This window comes from Nonomuraea sp. NPDC049750 (genome assembly GCF_040659625.1).
Classification (GTDB): domain Bacteria; phylum Actinomycetota; class Actinomycetes; order Streptosporangiales; family Streptosporangiaceae; genus Nonomuraea.
The window spans coordinates 217,763-241,618 of the sequence record NZ_JBFANB010000001.1 but is presented as its reverse complement, the minus strand read 5'-3'; the positions used below and the strand labels follow the sequence as shown (position 1 = coordinate 241,618).

The 23,856-nt window shown below is 69.3% G+C and carries 25 protein-coding genes; 14 read left to right on the top strand and 11 right to left on the bottom strand.

Going from position 1 to position 23,856, the window contains the following annotated elements; all coding sequences use genetic code 11:
* Positions 1 to 67 precede the first annotated feature (67 nt).
* Entirely contained in the window at positions 68 to 598 is a 531-nt protein-coding gene (locus AB0J16_RS01135) for an N-acetyltransferase (protein WP_358533105.1), read from the bottom strand.
* A gap of 522 nt (positions 599 to 1,120) precedes the next feature.
* Between AB0J16_RS01135 and AB0J16_RS01130 the strand changes: the two genes are divergently transcribed.
* From AB0J16_RS01130 to AB0J16_RS01115, 4 genes are all read left to right on the top strand, one after another.
* Entirely contained in the window at positions 1,121 to 2,350 is a 1,230-nt protein-coding gene (locus tag AB0J16_RS01130) for a transposase (protein WP_358533103.1), read from the top strand.
* 86 nt (positions 2,351 to 2,436) lie between these two features.
* Positions 2,437 to 3,666, top strand: coding sequence for a Tm-1-like ATP-binding domain-containing protein (locus AB0J16_RS01125; protein WP_358533100.1), 1,230 nt, complete (start codon positions 2,437 to 2,439; stop codon positions 3,664 to 3,666).
* A gap of 46 nt (positions 3,667 to 3,712) precedes the next feature.
* The gene (locus tag AB0J16_RS01120; RefSeq protein ID WP_358533097.1) at positions 3,713 to 4,534 is read left to right on the top strand and encodes a phosphoenolpyruvate hydrolase family protein; all 822 of its coding nucleotides are present in this window, start codon (positions 3,713 to 3,715) and stop codon (positions 4,532 to 4,534) included.
* Positions 4,535 to 4,543: 9 nt separating this feature from the next.
* Complete coding sequence (locus tag AB0J16_RS01115) at positions 4,544 to 4,951, top strand: cupin domain-containing protein (RefSeq protein ID WP_358533094.1); 408 nt, start codon at positions 4,544 to 4,546, stop codon at positions 4,949 to 4,951.
* Between the two features lie 135 nt (positions 4,952 to 5,086).
* Here the strand turns inward: AB0J16_RS01115 and AB0J16_RS01110 are convergent, their stop codons facing one another.
* Positions 5,087 to 5,971, bottom strand: a complete 885-nt coding sequence (locus tag AB0J16_RS01110; RefSeq protein WP_358533091.1) for a CAP domain-containing protein — start codon at positions 5,969 to 5,971, stop codon at positions 5,087 to 5,089.
* Between the two features lie 436 nt (positions 5,972 to 6,407).
* Here AB0J16_RS01110 and AB0J16_RS01105 point away from each other — a divergent pair, with 436 nt between their 5' ends.
* Complete coding sequence (locus AB0J16_RS01105; protein WP_357939188.1) at positions 6,408 to 6,773, top strand: ArsC/Spx/MgsR family protein; 366 nt, start codon at positions 6,408 to 6,410, stop codon at positions 6,771 to 6,773.
* Between the two features lie 47 nt (positions 6,774 to 6,820).
* Here AB0J16_RS01105 and AB0J16_RS01100 read toward each other — a convergent pair whose 3' ends face one another.
* From AB0J16_RS01100 to AB0J16_RS01090, 3 genes are read right to left on the bottom strand one after another with little or no spacing between them, the layout of a single operon-like run.
* Positions 6,821 to 7,390: a LysM peptidoglycan-binding domain-containing protein gene (locus tag AB0J16_RS01100; RefSeq protein ID WP_358533088.1), complete on the bottom strand. Its 570-nt coding sequence runs from the start codon at positions 7,388 to 7,390 to the stop codon at positions 6,821 to 6,823.
* Positions 7,391 to 7,393: 3 nt separating this feature from the next.
* Positions 7,394 to 8,296, bottom strand: a complete 903-nt coding sequence (locus AB0J16_RS01095) for a hypothetical protein (RefSeq protein WP_358533085.1) — start codon at positions 8,294 to 8,296, stop codon at positions 7,394 to 7,396.
* A gap of 14 nt (positions 8,297 to 8,310) precedes the next feature.
* Entirely contained in the window at positions 8,311 to 8,673 is a 363-nt protein-coding gene (locus AB0J16_RS01090) for a YbaB/EbfC family nucleoid-associated protein (protein ID WP_358533083.1), read from the bottom strand.
* Between the two features lie 278 nt (positions 8,674 to 8,951).
* On the opposite strand from AB0J16_RS01090, the gene AB0J16_RS01085 reads away from it, so the two are divergent.
* From AB0J16_RS01085 to AB0J16_RS01075, 3 genes are read left to right on the top strand one after another with little or no spacing between them, the layout of a single operon-like run.
* Complete coding sequence (locus tag AB0J16_RS01085) at positions 8,952 to 10,094, top strand: sugar ABC transporter substrate-binding protein (RefSeq protein ID WP_358533080.1); 1,143 nt, start codon at positions 8,952 to 8,954, stop codon at positions 10,092 to 10,094.
* A 7-nt stretch (positions 10,095 to 10,101) separates the two neighbouring features.
* A complete protein-coding gene (locus AB0J16_RS01080) occupies positions 10,102 to 11,070 on the top strand; it encodes an ABC transporter permease (protein WP_358533077.1) in 969 nt (322 codons plus the stop codon).
* Positions 11,067 to 11,828, top strand: a complete 762-nt coding sequence (locus AB0J16_RS01075; RefSeq protein ID WP_358533074.1) for an ATP-binding cassette domain-containing protein — start codon at positions 11,067 to 11,069, stop codon at positions 11,826 to 11,828. Before AB0J16_RS01080 ends, AB0J16_RS01075 begins: the two co-directional genes overlap by 4 nt.
* 80 nt (positions 11,829 to 11,908) lie before the next feature.
* On the opposite strand, the gene AB0J16_RS01070 is transcribed toward AB0J16_RS01075, so the two are convergent.
* The 3 genes from AB0J16_RS01070 to AB0J16_RS01060 are packed head-to-tail and all read right to left on the bottom strand — an operon-like array spanning position 11,909 to position 13,814.
* Positions 11,909 to 12,691: a CPBP family intramembrane glutamic endopeptidase gene (locus tag AB0J16_RS01070; RefSeq protein WP_358533071.1), complete on the bottom strand. Its 783-nt coding sequence runs from the start codon at positions 12,689 to 12,691 to the stop codon at positions 11,909 to 11,911.
* Complete coding sequence (locus AB0J16_RS01065) at positions 12,688 to 13,305, bottom strand: YciI family protein (protein WP_358533068.1); 618 nt, start codon at positions 13,303 to 13,305, stop codon at positions 12,688 to 12,690. Before AB0J16_RS01065 ends, AB0J16_RS01070 begins: the two co-directional genes overlap by 4 nt.
* A gap of 38 nt (positions 13,306 to 13,343) precedes the next feature.
* Positions 13,344 to 13,814, bottom strand: coding sequence for a VOC family protein (locus AB0J16_RS01060; RefSeq protein WP_358533065.1), 471 nt, complete (start codon positions 13,812 to 13,814; stop codon positions 13,344 to 13,346).
* A gap of 390 nt (positions 13,815 to 14,204) precedes the next feature.
* Between AB0J16_RS01060 and chvE the strand changes: the two genes are divergently transcribed.
* From chvE to mmsB, 3 genes are read left to right on the top strand one after another with little or no spacing between them, the layout of a single operon-like run.
* Positions 14,205 to 15,341, top strand: a complete 1,137-nt coding sequence (chvE, locus tag AB0J16_RS01055) for a multiple monosaccharide ABC transporter substrate-binding protein (RefSeq protein ID WP_358533062.1) — start codon at positions 14,205 to 14,207, stop codon at positions 15,339 to 15,341.
* A 4-nt stretch (positions 15,342 to 15,345) separates the two neighbouring features.
* Complete coding sequence (gene mmsA / locus AB0J16_RS01050) at positions 15,346 to 16,884, top strand: multiple monosaccharide ABC transporter ATP-binding protein (protein ID WP_358533059.1); 1,539 nt, start codon at positions 15,346 to 15,348, stop codon at positions 16,882 to 16,884.
* Positions 16,881 to 18,143, top strand: a complete 1,263-nt coding sequence (gene mmsB, locus AB0J16_RS01045) for a multiple monosaccharide ABC transporter permease (protein ID WP_358533057.1) — start codon at positions 16,881 to 16,883, stop codon at positions 18,141 to 18,143. Before mmsA ends, mmsB begins: the two co-directional genes overlap by 4 nt.
* 22 nt (positions 18,144 to 18,165) lie before the next feature.
* Here the strand turns inward: mmsB and AB0J16_RS01040 are convergent, their stop codons facing one another.
* Positions 18,166 to 19,002, bottom strand: a complete 837-nt coding sequence (locus AB0J16_RS01040) for a PaaX family transcriptional regulator C-terminal domain-containing protein (RefSeq protein WP_358534800.1) — start codon at positions 19,000 to 19,002, stop codon at positions 18,166 to 18,168.
* A 146-nt stretch (positions 19,003 to 19,148) separates the two neighbouring features.
* Between AB0J16_RS01040 and AB0J16_RS01035 the strand changes: the two genes are divergently transcribed.
* Positions 19,149 to 20,633 carry a long-chain fatty acid--CoA ligase gene (locus AB0J16_RS01035; RefSeq protein ID WP_358533055.1) on the top strand — a complete coding sequence of 495 codons (1,485 nt, stop codon included), beginning with the start codon at positions 19,149 to 19,151 and terminating at the stop codon, positions 20,631 to 20,633.
* A gap of 24 nt (positions 20,634 to 20,657) precedes the next feature.
* Entirely contained in the window at positions 20,658 to 20,960 is a 303-nt protein-coding gene (locus AB0J16_RS01030) for a metalloregulator ArsR/SmtB family transcription factor (protein WP_357939213.1), read from the top strand.
* A gap of 94 nt (positions 20,961 to 21,054) precedes the next feature.
* Here the strand turns inward: AB0J16_RS01030 and AB0J16_RS01025 are convergent, their stop codons facing one another.
* Positions 21,055 to 21,960, bottom strand: coding sequence for a hypothetical protein (locus tag AB0J16_RS01025; RefSeq protein WP_358533052.1), 906 nt, complete (start codon positions 21,958 to 21,960; stop codon positions 21,055 to 21,057).
* A gap of 119 nt (positions 21,961 to 22,079) precedes the next feature.
* Here AB0J16_RS01025 and AB0J16_RS01020 point away from each other — a divergent pair, with 119 nt between their 5' ends.
* Positions 22,080 to 22,931, top strand: a complete 852-nt coding sequence (locus AB0J16_RS01020) for an AfsR/SARP family transcriptional regulator (RefSeq protein ID WP_358533049.1) — start codon at positions 22,080 to 22,082, stop codon at positions 22,929 to 22,931.
* Here the strand turns inward: AB0J16_RS01020 and AB0J16_RS01015 are convergent.
* Entirely contained in the window at positions 22,835 to 23,851 is a 1,017-nt protein-coding gene (locus AB0J16_RS01015) for a helix-turn-helix domain-containing protein (RefSeq protein ID WP_358533047.1), read from the bottom strand. The genes AB0J16_RS01020 and AB0J16_RS01015 overlap by 97 nt on opposite strands.
* Positions 23,852 to 23,856: the final 5 nt, after the last annotated feature.

Sequence of the window (23,856 nt, the reverse complement as noted above, 5' to 3'; positions counted from 1 at the left end):
CCGCGCCGCCGTACCAGCTCAGCTGGTACGGCGGCGCGGGCCTTTTCAGCGCTGGCTCAGCGCGGGATCACACGCCGAACGGCGGCGCGTACCGGATCGTGCCCGCCGGCAGCGGGCTCCCGTCCAGCGACATGGCCATCAACGCCTCATCGGGCACGTCGAAGGACACGCCGATGCCGTGCCCGGAGGCGATCGTGAACCCGAAGCGCGGGTAGTACTCGGGATGCCCGAGCACGACCACGGCACTCTCGCCCAGTTCGCGGGCCGCCTGGAGCGCCGCGCGGGTCACCGCCGCGCCCGCCCCCTGCTTCTGTACGGCCTGCGACACGGCCACCGGCCCGAGGGCCAGCGCGGGCGCCTGCCCGATGTGGCAGCGGGTGAGGAGGGCGAAGGCGACGATCTCCCCGTCAGGGGCGACCCCCACCCAGGACAGGCCCGGAATCCAGGCCGGGTCGAGGCGCAGCGCCTCGACGAGGTCGGCTTCCAGCGGGGTGGGGAAGGCCGACAGGTTCACCGCGCGGATGGCAGCGGCGTCTTCGGGCGTTTCCGCCCGCGTAGTGATGTTGAACGGCGTGATGTCGAGCGGTGTGGTGTTCAACGGAACCCTTCATCGGAAGAGAGGGCTCCCGCGGAGAACGGCCGAGCTCAGCGGCAGTGACCGGCTCCCGGGCAGCCCGGAAGGACAGAGGAGGAGATGCCGCGCACAACAGCGGCCACCCAACGGGCGGTCATACGCTCCTCGCTCCCTTCCTGCTCAACCGGCGCCTCGGCCGTCGTTTCAACCGACGTCGATCAAGGTACCGCATGGCTACCCGATCTGTCGCCCCGCACGGCCGAGGTCATCCGCTCTTCGCCGGATGCCGGGGGTTCGTCGTCCTGCAGGGTTCGCATCGGTGACGTCGAAGCTCAGCTCACCGGGCACATCGATGCGGGGCTCAACGTGGGCCGCACGCCCAGGGGGATCGTCCAGGTGATCATTCATCTGAATAGTGGCGCGGAGACCCGATCCTTCAGGGTCAGGAGGGGAGCGCCACCCTTCCTTTCGAAAACAGTATGGAAAGTCTCGGTCACGTTCGGTAATATGTGCGGTGGGTGATGCTGCTGTGACAGGAGGTGCGCGATGGCGATCCGCCGCTCCGCCTCCAAACGTCACGGCCTGCCCTCGATCGTGCAACTGCGGCTCACACCCGCACCGGCCCAGGCCGACGCGCTGGCCGCGGCGGTGCTGTTGTGCAATCAGGCGGCCACCGTGGTCTCCCGGCTGGCCTGGCGGCACCGCGTCTTCGCGGTGGTGGAGTTGCATCGGCTGGCCTACTACGAGGTGCGCGGGCAGGTGGCCGGGTTGGGCGCGCAAGCGGCTGTGCGGGCGATCGCCCGGGTCGCCGGCGCCTATGCCAACCGGCGCGCTTCCAAGAAACGGGCTCACATCTTCCGCCCGCAGGGCGCCGTCCCCTACGACGCCCGGTTGATGAGCTTCAACCGGGACGCCCGCACCGTGTCGCTGTGGACCCCCACCGGCCGCGTCACCGTCCCCTACACCGGCCGGCCGGAAGGCCTCAAAGCCATCGAGGCACTGCCTCTCGGCGAGGCGGACCTGGTCTGCCGGCGCGGTGTGTGGTTGCTGCAGGTCGCGGTCACCCTGCCGAAGCCGGTGGTGGGTGAGCCGGTTCACGGCTTTGTGGGGGTTGATCAAGGGGTGGCGAACCTGGCGGTCACCTCCGATGGTGCGGTGCTGCCCGGCCCGGCCCTGCCGGGGCCGGTCGGCGGTAACGGCCACGTCCGTACCCTGCGGGAGTGGCGCCATCGCCAACGTCGTCGGTTGCAGAAGAAGGGCACGTCTGCGGCGCGGCGGGTGCTGCGTCGTCTGTCGGGGCGTGAGCATCGGATGATGACCGACCTCAACCATCAAATGTCGAAGTTTGTGGTGCGTGAAGCCGAACGCACCGGTCGTGGCGTCGCCCTGGAGGATCTGCAGGGTATCCGCGGCTGGGTAAGGGCTCATCGGTTCCAGCGGCGCACCCTGCACGGCTGGGCGTTCGCCCAGCAGATCGCCTTCACCCGCTACAAGGCCGCGCGGGCGGGGGTTGCCTTCGTGTTGGTCGACCCCGCCTACACCTCGCAGGCGTGTCCGGAGTGCGGGTGTGTGTCCAGGGCGAATCGGCCGGCGCGGGGCCGGTTCGTCTGCACCAGGTGTGGCCTCGCTGGGCACGCCGACCACATCGCAGCCCGCAACATCGCCACACGCGCCGTCGCGGGCTGGGCTGCCATCAACCAGCCACACGCTACCGGCCTCCCTTCAGCCAGACGGGACCGTGAGAGCAAACCACCGGATTCAGCGGGTGGTAGTTGATTGCGTCCAGTACGCGGGCTTCCCAAGGGCGATCAACGCGATCAATGTGGCGAAGAAGGTCTTCGAACAGAGGGGTGTGGCGTGAGATGCCGACCGTCGTACTGATCGGGACGCTCGACACCAAGGGCGAGGAGTACGCCTGGCTGCGCAACCGGCTGGTGGAGCTGGGCAGCGACGTGCTCGTGGTCGACGCGGGAGTGAAGGAGCCCGGCGTGCCGCTGCTCGCCGACGTCTCCAACGCGCAGGTGGCCGAGGCGGCCGGAGGTGACCTGCGGGCGCTCCAGGAGGGGGGCGACCGCGGGGCCGCCGTCACCGCCATGGGGGAGGGCGCGGCGGCGATCCTGGCCGGGCTGTACGCCGAGGGCCGGGTCGACGCGGTGCTGGCCGTGGGCGGCAGCGGCGGATCGTCGATCGCCGCGCGGGCCGTCCGCGACCTGCCGATCGGCTTGCCCAAGCTGATCGTGTCCACGATGGCGTCGGGCGACGTGTCGCCTTATGTCGGAGCAAGGGACGTCACGCTGATGTACAGCGTGGTCGACATCGCCGGCGTCAACCGGGTCTCCCGGGCGATTCTCGGCAACGCGGCCGCCGCGGCGGCGGGCATGGCCAAGGCACACCAGCTGGCCAGAGCGGTGCGTACGACGCAGAACGACGAGCGGCCGCTGATCGGCGCGTCGATGTTCGGCGTGACCACGCCCGCCGTGGACGCGGCGCGCGAGCGGCTGGCCGAGCTCGGCTATGAGGTGCTGGTCTTCCACGCGACCGGGTCGGGCGGCCGGGCGCTGGAGGGGCTGGCGGCGAGCGGGCTGCTGGCCGGGGTGCTGGATCTGACCACCACCGAACTGGCGGACGACCTGGTCGGCGGGGTGCTGTCGGCCGGGCCCGAGCGGCTGACGGCGGCGGGCGCGCACGGCGTGCCGCAGGTGGTCGCCCCCGGAGCGCTGGACATGGTCAACTTCGGCCCGCGCGACACCGTGCCCGAGCGGTTCGCGGGCCGGCTGCTGTACGTGCACAACCCGACCGTGACCCTCATGCGCACCACGCCGGAGGAGATGGCCGAGCTGGGCGCCCGGGTGGCCGCCAAACTCGGCGCGGCCAGCGGCCCGACGGAGCTGTTCGTCCCGCTGGGCGGCGTGTCCGCGCTGGACGCGCCGGGCATGGGCTTCCACGATCCCAAGGCCGACGCGGCCTGCTTCGAGGCGCTGGCCGCCTTTCCCGCGACCAAGCGGTTCGACCTGCACATCAACGATCCGGAATTCGGCCGGGCGATGGCCGAGCGGCTGCATCGCCTGATCTCGGGAGAGGATTCCGCATGACCAGGCAGCTCGGAATGGGATCCAGGCAGCTCGGAGGGGATGCCTCGTGACCAGGCAGGAGGTGCTGGCCAGGCTGCGCCGCACCGTCGCGGAGGGGCGGCCGGTGATCGGCGCGGGCGCGGGCACGGGCCTGTCGGCCAAGTGCGCCGAGGCCGGCGGCGTCGATCTGATCATCATCTACAACTCCGGCCGCTATCGGATGGCCGGGCGCGGCTCGCTGGCCGGGCTGCTGCCCTACGGCGACGCGAACCAGATCGTCGTCGAGATGGCCGCCGAGGTGCTGCCCGTCGTCGCCGACACCCCGGTGCTCGCGGGCGTCTGCGGCACCGACCCGTTCCGGGTCATGCCGCGCTTCCTCGACCAGCTGGCCGCGATGGGCTTCGCGGGTGTCCAGAACTTCCCCACCGTGGGCCTGTACGACGGCGTCTTCCGGCAGAACCTGGAGGAGACCGGCATGGGCTACGAGCTGGAGGTGGAGATGGTCCGGCTGGCCCACGAACGCGACCTGGTGACGGCCCCGTACGTCTTCGACGAGGACCAGGCCCGCGCCATGGCCGAGGCCGGCGCCGACGTGCTGGTCCCGCACGTCGGGCTGACCACCAAGGGCAGCATCGGCGCGGGCACCGCCCTGACCCTGGACGAGGCCGTGACCCGGGTGCAGGCCATGCGCGACGCGGCGGCGGCCGTGCGGCCCGACATCCTCGTGCTCTGCCACGGGGGCCCGATCGCCGAGCCCGCCGACGCGGCCCATGTCCTGTCGCGCACCGAGGGCGTGGTGGGCTTCTTCGGCGCCTCGTCCGTCGAGCGGCTGCCCACGGAGCGGGCCATCACCGAGCAGGTACGAGCCTTCAAGTCACTGAACTTCTGAGGAGCTGCCATGCACGTAAGTCCGGACTCCGTGCCCACGATGGCCTTCGACTGGGGGTCCATCAAGTGGTTCGTCACCCCGTCGGCCATCGAGGGGGCGAGTAGCACGCTGGGCGAGGTCATCATCAATCCCGGGCAGGGACACGCCCGGCACAACCACCCGGCGGCCGAGGAGATCATCTACGTCATCTCGGGTGAGGCGTCGCAGATGGTCGACGACGGTGAGCCGTTCGCGATCAAGGAGGGTGACACCGTGCACATTCCGGCGGGGGCCTACCACTCGACGTTCAACTCGACCTGGCGGCCGTTGCGGCTGATCGTCACGTACACGCCCGGTGGCGAGGAGAAGGCCCTGGAAGGAGCCCCCGACCTGCACTTGCACGATCCCGGCAGCGTGGCGGAGTGGCGCCAAGCCTGACGAGCCTCATCGGGCGGGCCGACCGGTAACGGACGAGCGCCCGGCTGGGTGGCCTGGCGAGCGCCAGGCCCTGAATAGGGTGATGCCCCGCGGCCGGGCGGCCGGCCGCGGGGCATCGTTCTGCTCGGGCGGCCGCTACTTGGCGGCGAAGTCCTGGGTCCAGTAGATCTGGCCCTTGGAGTTCTTGGCCGCGCCGACACCTATGAGGTTGTACTTGCAGTTCATGATGTTGGCCTTGTGGCCCGCGCTGTTCATCCAGCCGGTGACCACCGAGGCCGGGGTCGGCTGGCCCATGGCGATGTTCTCGGCCCAGCCCGTTCCGCCGGTGAAGCCCGCCCCGCGGATGCGGTCCATGAAGCTGCGGCCGTCCTGCGAGGTGTGGCTGAAGTAGTTCTTGGTCGCCATGTCGGAGGAGTGGCCGAAGGCGGCCTTGTGCAGCTGGACGTCATGCTTGAGCGGCTTGCAGCCGCCCTTCGCCCGCTCGGCGTTGGTCAGCCGCAGGACCTCGTTCTCGTCGACCGTTCCCACCACGTCAGTCGGCGGATTGGTCGTGTCGGTGGGAACGGGAGTGGGAGTGGTGGCCGTCGGCGACGGTGATGGCGTCGGCGTGGTCGTGTCGTTGGGAGTCGGAGTCGGCGTGGTCGGCGTGCAGGACGACAGCCGGACCGGCCGCGACTTGCCGGAGTTGCCGGCGTAGTCGGTGGCGACCGCGTAGTAGACACCGGGGGCGCACAGCATTGAGACCGTGACCCGAGGGCTGATGCCCCTGCCCGACGCGCTCTTGACGATCCGGTCGGGGCCGGCCACCGCGCGCTTGATGCGGACGCGGACGAGGGCGCTGCCTTCGCAGCCGCGCCTGGTGGCGGATGTCTGGATCTTTCCGGCGGCGGTGACCTGCGGCTTGGCGACGGTCACGCGGCATGCGGGTTGCGGCACCGTCGCGGCGTGGGCCGTGGCGACCGGCGCACCGAGGGTGGCCAGGCTCACAACACACGCGAGTACCCCTAGGGGTCTACGCATATGGGTGTCCTCCGTATGGATGGACGGCGGGTGGGCGTTCCGCATTCTGTCGGTGCCAGGCACCCTTTGTCATGAAATTTCGGACATCCAGGTGTGACGGGGGTAAACCAGAGGGGGTTCTGAGGCGTCGGGAATCCCTGCTTGGCCGGGGGTTTGCGGCCGTAAGAGGTGGTTTGGGATTTTACTTAAGCGACGCCCGTTATGTCACGCTCTGTGACCGTGTTGCTCTAGGTCGTGGTGGGTGGAGCGGCTCGACGCGGCGCTTGGCCGGGTGGCGGAAGCCGTACAAGCGGTGTCGCAGATTGACGTGGTAATCCGAATGGCTAACACTTGCTAGTGAAATAGGGGGTTGGCCACGTCCAGTGCGCCCCCTGTTTCTCCATGGGACGCCTTGCCGGATGGCTCCGCGCTCCTCGCATCCCCAAAGGAAGTCAGCATGGAGATCTGGATCAACCCCGACTGCTCCAAGTGCACCTCCGCGCTCGAACTCCTGGACACCGAGAACGCCGACTACACCATCCGCCGCTACCTCGACGACCCGCCCAACGAGCTCGAACTGCGCGAGGTGCTCACCAGGCTGCGCCTCGAACCGTGGGACATCACCCGCTTCGGTGAGGCCACGGCCACCGATCTCGGCATCGCCGGCTGGCCCCGCGACGCGGCCAACCGCAACCGCTGGATTAAGGCGCTGGCCAGCCATCCGATGCTCATCCAGCGCCCGATCATCACCGCCGGGGACGGGGCGGCCGTCGTCGGCCGCACCCCGGAGGCCGTCCGCTCGGTGCTGTCGCGCTCGTCCTGACCACAGCTACTCGTCCTGACCGCCGCCAACGCTCGCCCTGGCCGCCGTTAACGGTGCGGCTCACCCCAGATCGGCCGATCGGGGTCAGGCGTGGGCAACGCCGCGAGTACGGTGGTCACGTTCTCCCAGTCGGTGACCTCGGTCCGGTCGGCCACGAGCCGCAGGCGCTTCGGGATCTCGTGATGGGCGTCCTGGAGGACGTCGATGCCCTCGATGATCTGACCTGACACGGCCTCGTAGCCCATGCGGCCGCCTTCGCCCTTGAAGAAGGTGGTCCCCAGTTTGTCGTCGCCCCAGAAGTTGCCGATGGCGTTCAGCTCCGCCGCCGCGGCGTTGACGAATTCGCCGAGATCGTGTTTCTCGGTGTCGAAGCCCCCGGCGGCGGCCCTGATGTGACCCGGGTAGATCTCCATCGGCAGGCGGAGCCGCATGCCCGGCCGCACGTCGTTGGGGTTGTCAAGGACGTCGCGGTTCGCCTGGTAGATGCTCTCCCAGCGTGTGGGGTCCTCGAAGAGCCGCTGGGCGATTTCCCAAAGTGAGTCGTAGTCCCCGCCGGGAGGCGTGACGGTGATGGTATCCGGCCGCTCCGGCGGCTTGGGGTCAGGTTCAGGTGCCATGCGTCATCCCGCTGGTTTGTGGGCCATCGTGAAATAGAGCAGCACCCTGCCGAGCGTCTGTTTCCAGGTGGGGACGAGGTCCCCGCCGCTCTCCCCGTTCAGGGCGTCGTACGTGGCGCCGTAGGTGGATCCGCCTGCCATCCGGCTGATGAAGTACTGCACGTCGGCGTTCTTGCTCATCGCTCTGGCCAACGGCATGGCGGCGTCGAACGCGCCGTAGAACGCGACCGACGCGGTGAACTCCTTCAGCATCTGCTTCCCGTTGTCGCCCCACGAGCCCGTGTCCTCGCCGCGCAGCGCGTTGACCCCGGCCACCACGCCCACGTCTCCGACAGCGAAGAAGGCGCTGCCGAGGCTGTACTCGGTGAGCTTGCTCAGCACGATCCGGGCGATGTTGTGTTCGACCAGTTTCGCCAGCAGGCTCGCCTTGGCGCGGTTCATGAGGATTTCGGTGATCTTGTAGGCGGCCCCGGCCTGCCAGGGGAAGGTGGTGATGAACATGAAACTGGCGAGGTTGGCCAGGGCGAGGGACCAGTATGCGTGCTGAGCCTTCTCGATGACCTCCGCGTACTCCAGGCACGCCTCGCTGTTCTGCCGGCAGCGCTGGGCGAGCTTGTCGGCATAGCCCAGCGCGGGCGGGTTCGGATAGAGCCCGGCGGTCACGGCCTTCTTGTAGGCCTCGATCCCTTCGCCACCGTTGCGTTTCCACACCGCCTCGGCGAATGGGTAGGTCCGGTTCTCGCTCTGCTCCAGCCGGTCCGCGAGCCGCGCCCAGACGGCGGCGGCCTGCCGGGCCTTCGCCGGATCGCCGTCCGGGTAGTCGACCGCGAGCATCTTGAACACGAAGGCGGCGATGCCGACCGAGCCGACACCATAGATCGCACCGCGTGCGGGGCTGATGGCCATGGGAGATCAGCCGGCTACCGGCTGTCCCGGGGGCGACGGGTCGACCCCAGCACGGTGTCCGCGATGAACGGATCGACCAGGTCGGCCATCTCCTCCTCCGCGTTGCGCGCCGCCGCCTCGGCCGCTTCGACGATCGCGGCGGACAACTCGTCGGAGCCCAGCCGCATGGCGCGCGGATCGATCGTGAGGCTCACGAGTGCTCCGGTCGGCCCGGTCTCAGCGACCACCCGCCCGTCCGCCGCCTCGCCTCGGCCGCGCACCTCGGTGATCCGGTCCCTGAGCTGCTCAACCTGCGCGACGTCGGCGTTGAACTGCGCCAGCAGCCGCTCGATCTCCGGATCTCCGCTTCCCCTGAGCGCGTCTGCGGGCGATGTCATCGGGTCTCCCAGAGGTCGGTGCGCGTCGGCAAGGCATGACATGAGTACGTCCCCACGAGGCTCGTCTTACACACTCGCCCCGCGTGTCACGTAGATCGTAACCCCTGCAAAAGGTAGTTTAGCGGTCGGAAATATGGGATTTGCTAACACTCTCGGCAGGTCACTCCAAGATGGCCCATTGACAGCTCCTTAAAACCTTTTACCTTTTTCATTGGGCGTGCTGACGGGGGGAAGCGACCACCCCTGGACCCATCCGTCAGGAACTAGAGGTCGAGCACATGGAAAAGATCCATCCCAAGGTCGAAGAGGCAGTCGAAACCCTCAGCCTCACCCCGGTCGCCCGGCGGCGCCTGCTCTCCGGCGCCGGGCTGGTCAGCGCCTCGGCGGCGGCGTCCGCGCTGCTGGCGGCGTGCACCTCCAGCCAGGGCAAACCCGCCGCCTCCGGTGGTTCGGGCGCTCCCGGAGACTTCCCCGCCACGCCGAAGTGGAAGTTCGTGCTCGTCTGCCACGTCACCACGAACCCGTTCTTCACCCCCACCCAGTACGGGGCGCAGGACGCGTGCGCGCTGCTCGGCACCGACTTCCAGTGGACCGGCTCGAAGGACTCGATCGTGGCCGAGATGGTCAACGCCTGCAACACCGCCATCTCGGCCAAGGCCGACGGGCTGGCGGTGGCGGTGGTGGACAAGGCCGCCTTCCGCGAGCCGGTCGCCAAGGCACTGGACGCGGGGATTCCCGTGGTGTCGTACAACGCCGACGGCGCTCGCGACGACAAGGGCAGCGCGCGGCTGGCCTACATCGGCCAGGGACTCTACGAGTCCGGGTACGCCCTCGGCCAGCGGGCCCTCCAGCAGGTGGACTCCGGCGAGATCGTCGGATTCATCGCCACCCCCGGCGCGCTCAACATCCAGCCGCGGATCGACGGCGCCCAGCAGGCGATCAAGGACTCCGGGAAACCCGTCAAGTTCACCCCGGTCGGCACGAACGCCGACATCACCAAGGGTCTGTCGATCATCGACGCGTACGCCCAGGGCCACGCGAACCTGGCCGGGATGCTCGCCGTCGACGCCGGATCCACCCAGTCGATCGGGCAGACGGTCAAGAAGTACGGCATGCGGAGCAAGGGGCTCAAGGTCGCCGGCGGCTTCGACCTCGTACCCGAGACCCTGACGGCGATCAAGAACGGTGACCTCGACTACACCATCGACCAGCAGCCCTACCTCCAGGGCTTCCTGCCCGTGCTCTACCTGTACCTCTACAAGCTGTCCGGCGGACTGCTCTTCCCCTCCGAGACCAACACCGGCCTGCTCTTCGTGACGAAGGACAACGTCGGCCCCTACCAGACCAGCAAGACCCGCTTCGAGGGCTCCGACACCGCGCAGAAGCTCGTGCCACGCTCCGGTGCCATCCCCCATGCTTAAGCGCCGAATGCGCAGGATCCGCGAGGAGTTCCTGCGGCACCGGGAAGCCAGTGTTCTGGTGGTCGCGATCGGCCTGGGACTGTACTTCGTGTCGGTGACGGACGTCTTCGTCTCCTACGACAACCTGGTCAACATCTCCCAGGCCACCGCTCCCGCGGCGATCGTCGCGTGCGGCACGGTCCTGCTGCTGGTCAGCGGCGAGATCGACCTGTCGGTGGGGGTGGTGGCGGCGCTGGCGCCGTTCATGATGCACTACGCCATCGACTTCTGGGGGGTGCCGGCGATCCCGGCGATCCTGCTGGCGCTGGCGACAGGGACCGCGATCGGGTTCGGGAACGGGTTCATCACCGTCGTGCTGCGGGTGCCGTCGTTCGTGACCACGCTGGGCACCTTCTACGCGGTGACCGGTGTGGTGCTCACCACCTCGCACGCCTATCCGGCCGAGATCCCCGCCGCCGTGGACGGGACGATCGGGCAGTGGCTCGGCGCGGCGAACTGGGCGCACCTCGGCTGGGCCCTGGTCATCGTGATCGTGCTGCACATCCTGCTGACCAGGACCCGGTGGGGGCTGCACACGATCGCGGTCGGCGGCAACCCGCTGGGCGCCTCGGAGGCGGGCGTACGCACCGGCCGCATCAAGATAGGAAATTTCATGATTGGCGGGACGTTGGGAGCGTTCGCCGGGCTGATCGAGGCGTTCCGCATCCACACCATCGACCCGAACATCGGCGGCGGCACCGGACTGATGTTCACCGCGGTCTCAGCGGCGGTGATCGGCGGCACGGCGCTCGCGGGCGGGTCCGGGACCATCATCGGCTGCGCGCTCGGGGCGCTGGTGCTGGCCGAGCTCCAGAACGGGATGAACCTCATCGGCATCTCCGCCAACCCGTACTTCCTCATCCTGGGCGCCGCGATCCTGCTGTCCATGATCGCGAACGTCTCATTGACCCGGCTGCGAAGGGCGGGACGGACATGACCGCGATCCTCCGTACCGAGTCCCTGTCCAAGCGGTTCGGGGCGGTCACCGCGCTCCAGGACGTCAGCCTGACCCTGGAGCGGGGGGAGGTGCTGGGGCTCATCGGCGACAATGGCGCGGGCAAGTCCACGCTGGTCAAGCTCCTGTGCGGGTTTCACCAGCCCGACTCGGGGCGCATCCTGCTCGACGGCGAGGAGATCGCGCTGAAGTCCGTACGGCAGGCGCGAGCGCTGGGCATCGACATCGTCTACCAGGACCTCGCCCTGATCAACGAGCTCAGCGTCTACCACAACATGTTCCTGGGGCGGGAGCACGTCGGCTTCGGGCGGCTGCTGAGCAACCGGCGCATGCGCCGGCTGGCCGCCGAGCACCTGGAGGCCATGGGGGTCCGCATCCCCTCGGTCGACGTCGAGGTGGCCAAGCTCTCCGGCGGGCAGCGGCAGGCGATCGCCGTGGCCCGCTCGGTGTACTCGCGGTCGCGGATCCTGCTGCTCGACGAGCCGCTGGCGGCCATGGGCGCCAAGGAGGGCGCGCTGATCCTCGACCTGGTCAGCGACCTCAAGGCGCGCGGCGAGGTGTCCATCGTGATCATCGCGCACAACTACGCCCAGATCCTGGAGGTCTGCGACCGGGTCAACCTCCTCCAGCACGGCACGATCACCTTCGACAAGCCCACGGCGCGGACCTCGCTCCAGGAGCTCACGGATCTGGTCGTGGCGGAGTACCGCCGAGCCCGCACGAGAGGAGCGCCGGAGTGACGCCCGCACGGCAAGGTGAGCGGGCTCAGGGGAGTCGGCTCGCCCTCGCTCGGGTGAGCGGGCTGGAGCGGACTGCCCGCTCAAGGGAGCCAGCTCACCTTGCCGTGCAGGGCGGCGTAGCCGGCGAAGGCGACGGCGTCGATGAGCGTGTGCGCGACGACGAGCGGCATGGCCCGGCCCCAGCGCTGGTACAGGCGGCCGAACACCAGCCCCATCACCACGTTCCCGACGAAACCCCCGAACCCCTGATAGAGGTGGTACGAGCCGCGCAGCAGCGCCGCCACCACGACGGAGCGCCAGGGCGCCCATCCCGCCTGCTCCAGCCGGTGCAGCAGGTAGCCGCTGACGAGCACCTCTTCGAGCACGCCGTTCTGCGCGGCGGCCAGCAGCAGGACCGGGATCCGCCACCACTCGTCGGGCAGCTGCCCGGCCACCACCGAGAGGTTGATCCCGATGGCGTACACGACCAGGTAGAAGGCCAGCCCGGATCCGCCGATCGCGGCCGCGAGCAGGGCGCCGCGCACCAGGTCGCGGCGCGGCTCGCGGAGGTCGACACCGATGGTCCGCATCGACTCGCCGGAGCGGACCAGCAGGTAGGCGACGAGCGCGACCGGCGCCACGCTGATCGCGATGTCGACGAGCTGCAACGTCAGGTCCAGCCAGGGCCGCCCCGGAGCCAGCGACCGGACGAGCACGGCCTGCTGGCCCTTCAGCTGCTCGGGCGCCGTGAGCGCGCCGATCAGCCGGACGAGCGCCAGGAGGCCGCTGGCCCCCAGCGAGACGGAGAACACCACCAGGATCTCGGCCTTGATCAGCCTTGGCCCGAGGGTCGGCAGTGGTGTGGCGGGGGACTGCGCGGTCATGACCGCGGGGCGGTCGGTCGAGGAGCCGTCGGAGGGGCGGACGGTTGAGGAGCCGTCGGCCAGCTGTCCGGCCGCCCGCCGAAGTCGTAGTCGTGGACCTCGATGTCGGCGTACCGGTCCGGCGTCAGGATGGCGCGTGCCGCGTCCTGGTCCGGCGCCCGGAGCAGCGCCGCCGTGCCCAGCCAGGTGGTGCCGTCGTCGGCCAGCAGCGGCCCGTACGCGATCAGCTCGTCCCGGCCGGGCGGCACGGTGAGATCGGCGGCCTGCCCCGAGCCGAGGCCGAGTACCAGGTATTTGTTGCCATCGGTCCGGCCACCGGGGAAGTCCCACATGGTGCGCCCCAGCAGGTTGCGCCACCGGCGCACCAGCACGTCACGGTAGACGCCGGCCTGGTAGTTGGGCTCGTCGAAGGCGAACGCGCGGGCGGCGGCGGAATCGGGCAGGTCGAGGATGTGCACGCTGCCGGTGGGCGTCTCGTCGTCGGCGGCGAAGGTCGGGCCGCGGGCGATCATCTCCTTCGCATACCCGTCCATGTAGGACCAGTGCTCCTCCAGCAGCTCGTCGCGCAGCGCCACCGAGCCGGGCCGATCGCGGTGGTAGCAGAAGAACTCCATCCCCACAGTGTGTACTACCTCGATCCCGGCCATAGCCGTCAGCGTGCGAAGAAATCCGCGCTCTGGACATACTCCATCGCCTTGATGAACACCGGGTCGCTGAGGCGCGCCTCGAGCTCCTCCGGCCCGACCTCTTCGACGCGGGTCTGGATCCACCACAGGTTGCCGAGCGGGTCGCGCACCCGCCCCACCTTGTCGCCCCAGTACAGGTGGGTGACCTCGGTCACCGAGGTGCCACCGGCCGCGACGGCCCGCCGGTGCACGGCGTCGGCGTCGTCCACGTACAGGCGCAGGAACGCGGGCGTCGGCGGCCAGTCCGGCACCGCGTCGAACATCATCACCACCGCGTCACCGATCCGGACCTCCGCGTGACCGATGCGGCCCTTCTCATCGGTGACTCGGCCGAGTTCCTCGGCGCCGAACGCCTCCTTGACGTAGTCGATGAACCGGGCGCTGTCGCGGCAGGCGACGAACGGCGTCACGGTGGTGTAGCCCTCGGGGACGGCCATGATCTCTCCTTCGAAGCGGGTAGCCCGACGCTAGAGGGCATATAGGTCAGTTTCTGTCCCACATGCGGGCATGCTTGATCAACCGTCCCGCTGTCACCCCGATCGACGAGCGGCCCCGTCGGCCGCGCTGCCGCGCGGGCACGCTGGAGTGGTCGGCCTTCCGGCTGACACTGCTGGCCTGTGGCTTCGAGGTCCATGAGCCCGCCGAACCCACCGGGCATCTGCCCGTGATTGGCCCGCGCCGCAGGCCCAGGGCCACTTCAACCGTGAAGGTTGTGTTACGTCTACGTTATCGGCTGCGCTTGACACCGGAAATGTTAGCGATAACACTCGCGGGATCGGCTGTCTCCCGTGACGCACGGGCACCTCCCCATTTCCGCAAGGAGAAACATGAGATTTCCACGATTCGCGACCGTGGTCTCCGTCCTGGCGCTAGCCACGGTCGCGACCGCGTGCGGCTCGGCCGAGAAGACGGTCGACAAGGAAGCCGCCGCCAGCGCCTCGGCCGGTTCGGCCGGCGCCCTGGTCGGCGTGACGATGCCGACCAAGTCGTCCGAGCGTTGGATCCACGACGGCGACAACGTCAAGACCAGCCTGGAGAAGCTCGGCTACAAGGTCGACCTGCAGTACGCCGAGAATGACATCCCGACCCAGGTCAACCAGATCGAGAACCAGATCACCAAGGGCGCCAAGCTCCTGATCATCGCCTCGATCGACGGCACGGCCATCACCACGCAGCTCCAGGAGGCGGCCGACAAGAAGATCCCGGTCGTCGCCTACGACCGGCTGATCCGTAACAGCCCGAACGTCGACTACTACGCGACCTTCGACAACTTCAAGGTCGGTGTGCAGCAGGCCACGTCACTGCTGGTCGGGCTGAAGCTGCTCAACGCCGACGGCTCCGCGGGCAGCGCCAAGGGCCCGTTCAACGTCGAGCTGTTCGCCGGTTCGCCCGACGACAACAACGCGACATTCTTCTTCAACGGCGCCATGTCGGTGCTCAAGCCGTTCATCGACAAGAAGACGATCAACGTCAAGAGCGGCCAGACCGACTTCAAGACGGTCGCCATCCTGCGCTGGGACCCGGCCACCGCGCAGAAGCGCATGGAAGACCTGCTGACCAAGACCTACAGCGGCGGCACCAAGGTCGACGGCGTCCTGTCGCCCTACGACGGCCTGTCGATCGGCATCCTGTCGGCGCTCAAGAGCAACGGCTACGGCACCTCCGGCCAGCCGTACCCGATCGTGACCGGTCAGGACGCCGAGCTCGCGTCGGTGAAGTCGATCATCGCGGGTGAGCAGTACTCCACCATCTACAAGGACACCCGGCAGCTGGCCGACGTGACCGTGAAGATGGCCGACGCCGTGCTCAAGGGCGGCAAGCCCGAGGTCAACAACACCAAGGACTACGACAACGGCAACAAGGTCGTGCCGTCGTACCTGCTCCAGCCGCTGATCGTCGACAAGACCAACTACGAGAAGGAACTCGTCTCCACCGGCTACTACACCAAGTCGCAGCTGGGCTGACGTCATGACTGATGACATCCTGCGGATGCGCGGGATCACCAAGACCTTCCCCGGAGTAAAGGCGCTGCAAGACGTCAACCTGTCCGTACGACAGGGCGAGATCCACGCGATCTGCGGCGAGAACGGCGCGGGCAAGTCCACGCTCATGAAGGTGCTGTCGGGCGTGTACCCGCACGGTTCCTATGAGGGCGAGATCTTCTTCGAGGGAGATCCGTGCCGGTTCGCCGACATCCGTGACAGCGAGCACCGCGGGATCGTCATCATCCACCAGGAGCTGGCCCTGTGCCCGCAACTGTCCATCGCCGAGAACATCTTCCTCGGCAACGAGCAGGCCACTCGCGGCCTGATCGACTGGAACCGGACCAACCATGAGGCGGCTGAGCTGCTGAACCGGGTCGGGCTGCGGGAGAACCCCGTGTCGCTCATCTCCGACATCGGCGTCGGCAAGCAGCAGCTCGTGGAGATCGCCAAGGCGCTGTCCAAGCGGGTGCGCCTGCTCATCCTCGACGAGCCGACCGCGGCGCTCAACGACGAGGACTCGGCGCACCTGCTCGACCTGCTGCGCGGCCTGCGTGACGAGGGCATCACCTGCGTGATCATCTCGCACAAGCTCAACGAGGTCATCGACATCGCCGACTCGATCACCATCCTGCGCGACGGCCGGACGATCGAGCGGCTCGACATGGTCACCGACCACGTCACGGAGGACCGCATCATCTCCGGCATGGTCGGCCGCGCCCTGGAGAACCGCTTCCCGCCGCACGAGCCGAACGTCGGCGAGGAGGCGCTGCGCATCGAGGACTGGACGGTGCACAGCCCGGCCCAGCGGGGCCGGGTGGTGGTCTCCAACGCCAGCCTCACCCTGCGCAAGGGCGAGATCGTCGGCTTGGCGGGGCTCATGGGGGCCGGCCGTACGGAGCTGGCCATGAGCGTCTTCGGCCGCTCCTATGGCACCGACATCTCCGGCCGCATCTACAAGAACGGCCGGCAGATAGAGATCAAGTCGGTGCAGGACGCGATCCGCCACGGCATCGCGTACGCCACCGAGGACCGCAAGAGGTACGGCCTCAACCTGATCGAGGACATCAAGCGGAACGTCTCCGCCGCCGCGCTCGGGAAGCTGGCCCGCCGTGGCTGGGTCAACGACAATGAGGAGCACCAGGTCGCCGAGGGGTTCCGCAAGAGCATGAACATCAAGGCGCCCAGCGTGCTGAGCGTCACCGGCAAGCTCAGCGGCGGCAACCAGCAGAAGGTGGTCCTGTCGAAGTGGATCTTCACGGACGCCGACGTGCTCATCCTGGACGAACCGACCCGGGGCATCGACGTCGGGGCCAAGTACGAGATCTACTCGATCATCAACCAGCTCGCCGACGACGGTAAGGCCATTCTGGTCATCTCATCGGAGCTGCCGGAACTCCTGGGCCTGTGCGACCGGATCTACGCGCTGTCGGCCGGTCGGATCACCGGTGAGGTCCCGCGCGAGGAGGCCACGCAGGAGGGCCTCATGCAGTACATGACGAAAGGACAGGACGAGATCCGATGAGCAGCAGTACCTCATCCACCGCCGCGGGGCCGGCGCCCACCGGGCAGGAGCCGCCTCCGCCGCGGGAAGCGGGCAGATCATCGTGGCTGTCGTTCAACGTACGGCAGAGCGGGATCTATGTCGCGTTCGCGCTGATCGTCGTGCTGTTCGCCTTCCTCACCAAGGGGGCCCTGCTCCAGCCGCAGAACATCTCCAACATCATCGTCCAGAACTCCTACATCCTGATCCTGGCCATCGGGATGATCCTGATCATCATCGCCGGGCACATCGACCTGTCGGTGGGTTCTGTCGTGGCCGTCACCGGGGCCATCGCCGCCGTGCTGATGGTCAACTACGGCGTGCCGTGGCCGGTGGCGCTGGTCATCACGCTGGTCGCGGGCGGGCTCATCGGCGCGTGGCAGGGGTTCTGGATCGCCTACTACGGCATTCCGGCGTTCATCGTGACGCTGGCCGGCATGCTGCTGTTCCGCGCGCTCACGCTGACCGTGCTGGGCAACCAGGGCATCGGCCCGTTCCCTGACGCCGTCCGTACGCTGTCGAACGGCTTCACCGACAGCTACCTGGGCAATGTCGGGCTCGGCCCGCTGGGCGGCGCCGACGTGTTCAGCCTGCTGCTCGGCCTGGTGGCGGTGGCCGGCATGGCCGCCAGCCAGTGGCGCAGCCGGATGGCGCGGCTGGGTTACCGCCAGAGCGTGGACCCGCTGCCGATCTTCCTGCTCCGCATCGCCGCGGCCGCCGCGGTGATCCTCGCCGTGGTGGTGCAGCTGGCCAGGTTCAAGAACCTGCCCTGGGTGCTGATCCTGCTCGCGGCGCTGGTGCTGGGCTACTCGCTGCTGACCGGCCGCGCCGTGTTCGGCCGGCGGATCTACGCCATCGGCGGCAACCTGCAGGCGGCGCTGCTGTCCGGTGTCAAGGTCAAGTCCGTCGTCTTCTGGATCTTCGTGAACATGGGCGTCCTGTCCGCGCTCGCCGGGATCATCTTCGCCGGACGGCTGAACCAGGCGGGGCCCACGGCGGGCAACTCCTTCGAGCTGGACGCCATCGCGGCGGCGTTCATCGGCGGCGCGGCCGTACAGGGCGGCGTCGGCAAGGTGGTCGGCGCGGTGACCGGCGGTCTGATCATGGGCGTCATCAACAACGGCATGTCGCTGGTCGGCGCGCCGAGTGAGCGGGTCATGCTCGTCAAGGGCGCGGTCCTGCTGGCCGCGGTCGCCTTCGACGTGTGGACCAAGCGCCGGGCGGCGGCCGGCACCCGCTGACCCGGCCTCGGCTCTTAGAGAGTCAGCGGGCCGGTGCGGTGAGCGTCAGTTCGTCCAGCACGGTGTCGGCCAGCGCCCTGGCGCTCGGCGCGTAGTCGCGGGCCAGGGCGCGGAACACCTGCTCGGCCCGGATCGCCGGCCAGTCGGCCGGCAGGTGTTCGGCCGGCAGGTGCGGGTCCTGGCGGACCAGCTGCAGCCAGTCGGTGTGCAGGAGGAGCTGCCGGGCCAGGTCGTCGGCCGCGAAGGGGAGCGGGGTCGGGGTGTCCCAGCGGTCGAGGAAGGCCCGGTAGCGGGCGGCGATCCGCTCGGTGCTGAACGCCTTGCGTACGAGGTCGGCCGTCTCGGTCGGCTCGAAGGCCCGCGCCGTCAGAACGGTGATGTGATCGCCGAGTTCGAGCGGCGCGAGGATGCCCGCGACGTCCTTGACGCCCGGCGCGATCCACAGCCCGCTCTGCAGCAGCCCGAACCCGGCCCAGATGAGCTGGGAGCGCAGGTCGTGCCGGGTGCTGCGCCGGCTGTCGGGGATCGAGAAGCCCACCAGGGTCCAGGCGCCGTCCCAGTCGCGGTTGACCGCGCCGGTCTCCCAGACCCGGCGGCGCCCGTCGTCGAGCACCTCCGCCGCGTGCTCGGTGAGCCCGAAGTACATCCTGCGCCCCTGACGATGCCGGGCCAGCAGGTTGCGCTTGACCATGCGGGTGAGCGTCGAGCGCACCGCCTCCTCGGTGACGCCGAGCCGGGCGAAGACGTCGATGACGCTGCCCGAATAGACGGCGGTGTCGCGCCCCAGCACGTAGACGCCGAGAAAGCTGAACATCAGGGACTGCGGACGGGCCGTCAGCACGTCTCCTTCGGCGAGCATCACAGCAAGAGGGTAGACGGATCCGTCACAGTCGGCAAAACTCTGACTCAGGTTGGGAAATTGCCGACCGACGCTGTTGACGGGCGTGATCGTGCTGCCTAGCCTCGCGATCACGGCGACTTACCGACGCGGGAGGCCGTACGCCCATGAACAACGCGGGAGTGGGAGGGTGGCCGGCTCGCCGGGCCCAGATGACGCCGGACCGTACGGCGTTCGTCTTCGAGGGCCGGGCGGTCACCTACGCCGAGGTGCACACGCGTACGACGAAGCTGGCCGCGCGCCTGCGTGCGGCCGGGGTGCGGCCGGGGGACCGGGTCGCCTACCTTGGCCCCAATCACCCGGCTCTGGCGGAGACCATGTTCGCCACCCATCTGCTCGGCGGGATCTTCGTGCCGCTGAACTTCCGGCTGGCGGCGCCCGAGATCGCCTACATGCTGGGCGACTGCGAGCCGTCTGTGCTGATCCACGCGCCCGAGTGCGCCGAGGTGGTCGGGGCGCTCCCCGAGGTCCCGCCCTTGCTGGTGCCGGACTACGAGACGTTTCTCGCCGAGGGTGATCCCGCGCCGGTCGACGTACGCGTCGGGCTCGACGACATCGCGCTCATCCTCTACACCTCCGGCACCACGGGCCGGCCCAAAGGTGCCATGCTCAGCCACGCCAACCTGGTGTGGAACACCTACAACATGCTGATCGGCGTCGATGTCACGAGCGAGGAGATGACGCTGATCAGCGCGCCGCTCTTCCACGTCGCGGCGCTGAACCAGACGTTGCTGCCCACGTTCGTCAAGGGCGGCTGCTCGGTGATCATGCCGTCCTGGGACGTGGACGGGTGCTACGACCTCATCGAGAAGCACGGCATCACCTGGATGTTCGGCGTCACCACGATGTTCGCCGCGTTCGCCCGGTCGCCGCGCTGGGCCACGGCCGACCTCTCCTCGCTGCGTAATCTGATGTCGGGCGGCGCCCCCATCCCGCCCGCGCTCATCCGCGTCTACCAGGAGCGGGGCCTGGTGTTCTGCCAGGGCTACGGGTTGACCGAGACGGCGCCGGGCGCGACCTTCCTGGAGGCCGGGCAGAGCGTGCGCAAGGTCGGCTCGGCCGGGGTGCCGGTGTTCTTCGCCGATGTACGCGTGGTCCGGCCCGATCTCACCGACGCCGCAGTCGGAGAGCGGGGCGAGGTGCTCGTCCAGGGGCCCAACGTGAGCCCCGGCTACTGGCAGAATCCTGCCGCGACCGCGGCGGCGTTCGCGTCTGGCGACTGGCTCCGCTCGGGCGACATCGGCGCGTTCGACGCCGAGGGGCACCTGTACATCGTGGACCGGGTCAAGGACATGTTCATCTCGGGCGGGGAGAACGTCTATCCGGCGGAGGTGGAAAGCGTCCTCTTCGAGCACCCAGCGGTGGCCGAGGTCGCCGTGGTCGGAGTGCCGGACGAGACGTGGGGCGAGGTCGGGCGGGCGTTCGTGGTCAGTGGGGCGGCGGTGACGGCCGAGGAGCTACGAGAGTTCCTCGACGGGCGGCTGGCCAGGTACAAGATCCCGCGCTACTTCGACCGGGTGGATGAGTTGCCCCGGACCGGGTCGGGCAAGATCCAGAAGGCCCGGCTGCGAGACCGGCCGCTGGACAGCTAGTTAGCTAATTGCCACAATGCCCTGGTGCTGGATGTGGACCTGGTCAAGGCGCTGGCCAACGACAAGCGGCTGCTGATCCTCGAGTGGCTGCGCGAGCCTGAGCGGCACTTCCGGCCGCAGCGTGACGGTGACCTGGTGGAGGACGGGGTCTGCTCGCTGTTCATCGCGGAGAAGCTCGGGGTGAGCCAGCCGACCTGCGGCGGGCACCTGAAGGTGCTCAGCGGGGCGGGGCTGGTGCGCGGGAAGAAGATCAAGCAGTGGGTGTTCTACCGGCGTAACGAGGACCGCATCGCGGCCGCCAAGGAGGCGCTGGGCGGCGATTGGTGATCCACCGCTCCGGGCACTGACCGCGGATCCGCGCACACGAGCCGGGGAGACCTGTCGTGACTGGTCACCCCGGCCCATACGGCGCGGCACGGTGTTACGGGCAGGGGACGATCTGCTCGGCCGGGCCGCCGACCTGGACCCAGTTGGTGCCCGAGCCGGTCCACTTGTAGACGGCTCTGCGGTCAGGGCTCAGGCCGTAGATGTCACCGTTGGTGACCGCCCAGTCCCAGCCTGGGCCGCCGACGAGCTGCCAGGCGTAGGGCGTGTTGAGGTAGCGCCAGATGCTGCCGCGGTCCGGGGTGGTGGCGAACAGGCCGAAGCCGCCGCCGTACAGCCAGTTGGCCGGGCCGCCGACCTGGGTCCAGTCGGTGCCGGCGCCGTCCCACTTGTACACGCCGCTGCGGTCAGGAGCGAGGCCGTAGAGGGCGTCGTTGGTGACGGACCAGGTCCGGCCGGGGCCGCCCACGTTCTGCCAGAGATGGGGCGAGTTCAGGTAGCGCCAGATGCCGCTGCGGTCCGGGGAGGTGGCGAACAGGCCGAAGCCGCCGCCGTAGAGCCAGTTGGCCGGGCCGCCGACCTGGGTCCAGCTGGTGCCGGCGCCGTTCCACTTGTACACGCCGCTGCGGTCGGTAGCGAGGCCGTAGAGGGCGTTGTTGGTGACGGACCAGGTGAGGCCGGGGCCGCCCACGTTCTGCCAGAGGTTGTGCGAGCGGAGATAGCGCCAGATGCCGCTGCCGTCGGGCGAGGTGGCGAACAGGCCGAAGCCGCCGCCGTACAGCCTCCCGGCGGGCCCGCCGATCTGTGTCCAGCTGGTGCCATCGTCGTCGTAGCGCCACACGCCCGCGCTCCCCGGGGAGAGCGCGCAGATGGTGTGGGCGACGGCGGCGGAGGCCGGTGTCGCCACCAGGCCCACCATGGCCATGACCAGGGCGAAGAGCCCGGCGAATGTCCTGATTATGCGTGTCCTGGCCGACAGGCCGGGTTTGACGGTCACCCTCATGTTGATCCCTCCTGGGTGGAAACTCCGTCAGGGTGCCATCACGGGCTGTAATGGAGCTCCAACCAGGCTGGAACGGGGTATGAGACGACGGGGGCTGGTGGTGCGTAAGGGGGACAGGCATGCGGGTGAGACTGTTGGGGCCGGTGGACGTGCTGGTGGACGACATCCCGCGAAGGGTGATGGGGCTTCGCCGCACGGCCGTGCTCGCCGCGCTGGCGCTGCGGCCCGGTGCCGTGGTCAGTGTCGATCTCCTGGTCGAGGCGGTCTGGGGTACGACGGCACCGGCCTCGGCCGCCACGACGGTGCAGTCCCATGTCTCCTACCTGCGCGGCGTGCTCGACCGCCGGGAGGCGATCACCGCCCGCCGGCCCGGTTACCTGCTGGACCTCGGCGAGCGGGAGGCCACCGACGTCCAGACCGCCGAGCGACTCATCCGGCAGGGAATGGAGTCCGCGGCCCCGGACGTGCGGGCCGACCGCCTGCGAACCGCCGTGGCGTTGTGGCGGGGCGCGCCGCTGGCCGAGCTGGCCGGGCTGGCCTGGTTCGACGAGCAGGCCCAGCGGCTGGAGCAACTGCTGCTGGAGGCGCGCCACGCCCTCATCGACGCGCGGCTGGCCCTCGGGCAGGATCGGCAGCTTGTCCCCGAGCTGACGGACCTGAGCAGGCAGCATCCGCTCCACGAACAGGTGCACGCGCAGCTGATGCTCGCGCTGTACCGGGCCGGTCGGCAGGGTGAGGCGCTGGCCGTCTATCAACGGCTGCGCCGCACTCTGATCGACGAGCTGGGCATTCATCCCAGCCAGCCGCTGCGGGACCTGGAGGTGGCCGTGCTGAGACAGGATCCGGTCCTGGACCGGCCTGCTCCGCCGCCCGCCTACCTGAGACGTTGCCCCGCTATGGCGGGCGGCTGCTCCCGGCCCTGGCCGGACGGTGGCTCGGTCCGCGTGCGCAGGTGGAAGGCGCGCCGGTAGGCGGCGGGGGTGGTGCGCAGGGCGTCGTTGAAACGGCGGCGGAGGTTCGTGGCCGAGGAGAGGCCCACCCGGGCGGCGATCGCGTCCACGGACAGGTCCGTCTCCTCCAGGAGCGCCCGCGCCCCGGCGATCCGCTGGGCGAGCACCCACTGCCCGGGGCTGGTGCCGAGCTGGGCGGTGAACATCCGGGCCAGCGTCCGGGTCGACACGCCGCCGTGGGCCGCCAGGTCGTCGACGGTCAGTGGCTCGCCGAGCCGCTCCGCCGCCCAATCCAGCAGGGGCGCGAGCGAGTCGGGCGCCCGGCCACGCGATGGCGCGATGGCGTACTGGAGCTGCCCGCCCTCCCGGTGCGGCGGCATGACCATGTGGCGGGCCACCTTCGCGGCGTAGGCGGCGCCGTGGTCGGTCCGTACGAGGTGCAGGCACAGGTCGATCCCCGCGCTGGTGCCGGCGCTGGTGGCGACGTCGCCATGGTCCACGTAGAGCACGTCGGGATCGACGGGGACGGCGGGGAAGCGCTCCGCGAGCTCGGCCGCCAGCCGCCAGTGGGTGGTGGCCCGCCGCCCGTCCAGCAGCCCGGCCTGCGCCAGAACGAACGCGCCGGAGCAGATGGCGGCGATCCGCGCGCCACGCCGGTGCGCCTGGCGGAGCGCGGCTAGTACGGCCCCCGAGGCCGTGCGCGTCTGCCAGCCGGGGATGACGACCGTGTCGGCGCTCTCCAGCGCGACCAGGCCCTTGGTGACCGTGATCGAGTAACCGGCCAGGGTGGGCAGCGGTCCCGGCGTCTCGGCGCAGACGCGGAAGTCGTAGGGGTGGGCCAGCCCCGGCCGTACGGTGGCGAACACCTCGGCGGCGCAGCTCAGCTCGAACGTCGCCTGGGGCGGGCTGGCCAGCGCGACGACGCGATGCTCTGACGACATGGCAG

Bases quoted from the DNA above. Each gene is read 5' to 3' on its own strand.
- AB0J16_RS01065 (WP_358533068.1), bottom strand. From the start codon at position 13,305: ATGGAGTTCTTCTGCTACCACCGCGATCGGCCCGGCTCGGTGGCGCTG.
- AB0J16_RS01025 (WP_358533052.1), bottom strand. From the start codon at position 21,960: ATGAGGGTGACCGTCAAACCCGGCCTGTCGGCCAGGACACGCATAATC.
- mmsB (WP_358533057.1), top strand. From the start codon at position 16,881: ATGAGCAGCAGTACCTCATCCACCGCCGCGGGGCCGGCGCCCACCGGG.
- AB0J16_RS01060 (WP_358533065.1), bottom strand. From the start codon at position 13,814: ATGGCCGTCCCCGAGGGCTACACCACCGTGACGCCGTTCGTCGCCTGC.
- AB0J16_RS01085 (WP_358533080.1), top strand. From the start codon at position 8,952: ATGGAAAAGATCCATCCCAAGGTCGAAGAGGCAGTCGAAACCCTCAGC.
- AB0J16_RS01100 (WP_358533088.1), bottom strand. From the start codon at position 7,390: ATGGCACCTGAACCTGACCCCAAGCCGCCGGAGCGGCCGGATACCATC.
- AB0J16_RS01015 (WP_358533047.1), bottom strand. From the start codon at position 23,851: ATGTCGTCAGAGCATCGCGTCGTCGCGCTGGCCAGCCCGCCCCAGGCG.
- AB0J16_RS01110 (WP_358533091.1), bottom strand. From the start codon at position 5,971: ATGCGTAGACCCCTAGGGGTACTCGCGTGTGTTGTGAGCCTGGCCACC.
- AB0J16_RS01115 (WP_358533094.1), top strand. From the start codon at position 4,544: ATGCACGTAAGTCCGGACTCCGTGCCCACGATGGCCTTCGACTGGGGG.
- AB0J16_RS01020 (WP_358533049.1), top strand. From the start codon at position 22,080: ATGCGGGTGAGACTGTTGGGGCCGGTGGACGTGCTGGTGGACGACATC.
- AB0J16_RS01130 (WP_358533103.1), top strand. From the start codon at position 1,121: ATGGCGATCCGCCGCTCCGCCTCCAAACGTCACGGCCTGCCCTCGATC.
- AB0J16_RS01040 (WP_358534800.1), bottom strand. From the start codon at position 19,002: ATGCTCGCCGAAGGAGACGTGCTGACGGCCCGTCCGCAGTCCCTGATG.
- chvE (WP_358533062.1), top strand. From the start codon at position 14,205: ATGAGATTTCCACGATTCGCGACCGTGGTCTCCGTCCTGGCGCTAGCC.
- AB0J16_RS01125 (WP_358533100.1), top strand. From the start codon at position 2,437: ATGCCGACCGTCGTACTGATCGGGACGCTCGACACCAAGGGCGAGGAG.
- AB0J16_RS01105 (WP_357939188.1), top strand. From the start codon at position 6,408: ATGGAGATCTGGATCAACCCCGACTGCTCCAAGTGCACCTCCGCGCTC.
- AB0J16_RS01075 (WP_358533074.1), top strand. From the start codon at position 11,067: ATGACCGCGATCCTCCGTACCGAGTCCCTGTCCAAGCGGTTCGGGGCG.
- AB0J16_RS01095 (WP_358533085.1), bottom strand. From the start codon at position 8,296: ATGGCCATCAGCCCCGCACGCGGTGCGATCTATGGTGTCGGCTCGGTC.
- AB0J16_RS01035 (WP_358533055.1), top strand. From the start codon at position 19,149: ATGAACAACGCGGGAGTGGGAGGGTGGCCGGCTCGCCGGGCCCAGATG.
- AB0J16_RS01080 (WP_358533077.1), top strand. From the start codon at position 10,102: ATGCGCAGGATCCGCGAGGAGTTCCTGCGGCACCGGGAAGCCAGTGTT.
- AB0J16_RS01090 (WP_358533083.1), bottom strand. From the start codon at position 8,673: ATGACATCGCCCGCAGACGCGCTCAGGGGAAGCGGAGATCCGGAGATC.
- AB0J16_RS01070 (WP_358533071.1), bottom strand. From the start codon at position 12,691: ATGACCGCGCAGTCCCCCGCCACACCACTGCCGACCCTCGGGCCAAGG.
- mmsA (WP_358533059.1), top strand. From the start codon at position 15,346: ATGACTGATGACATCCTGCGGATGCGCGGGATCACCAAGACCTTCCCC.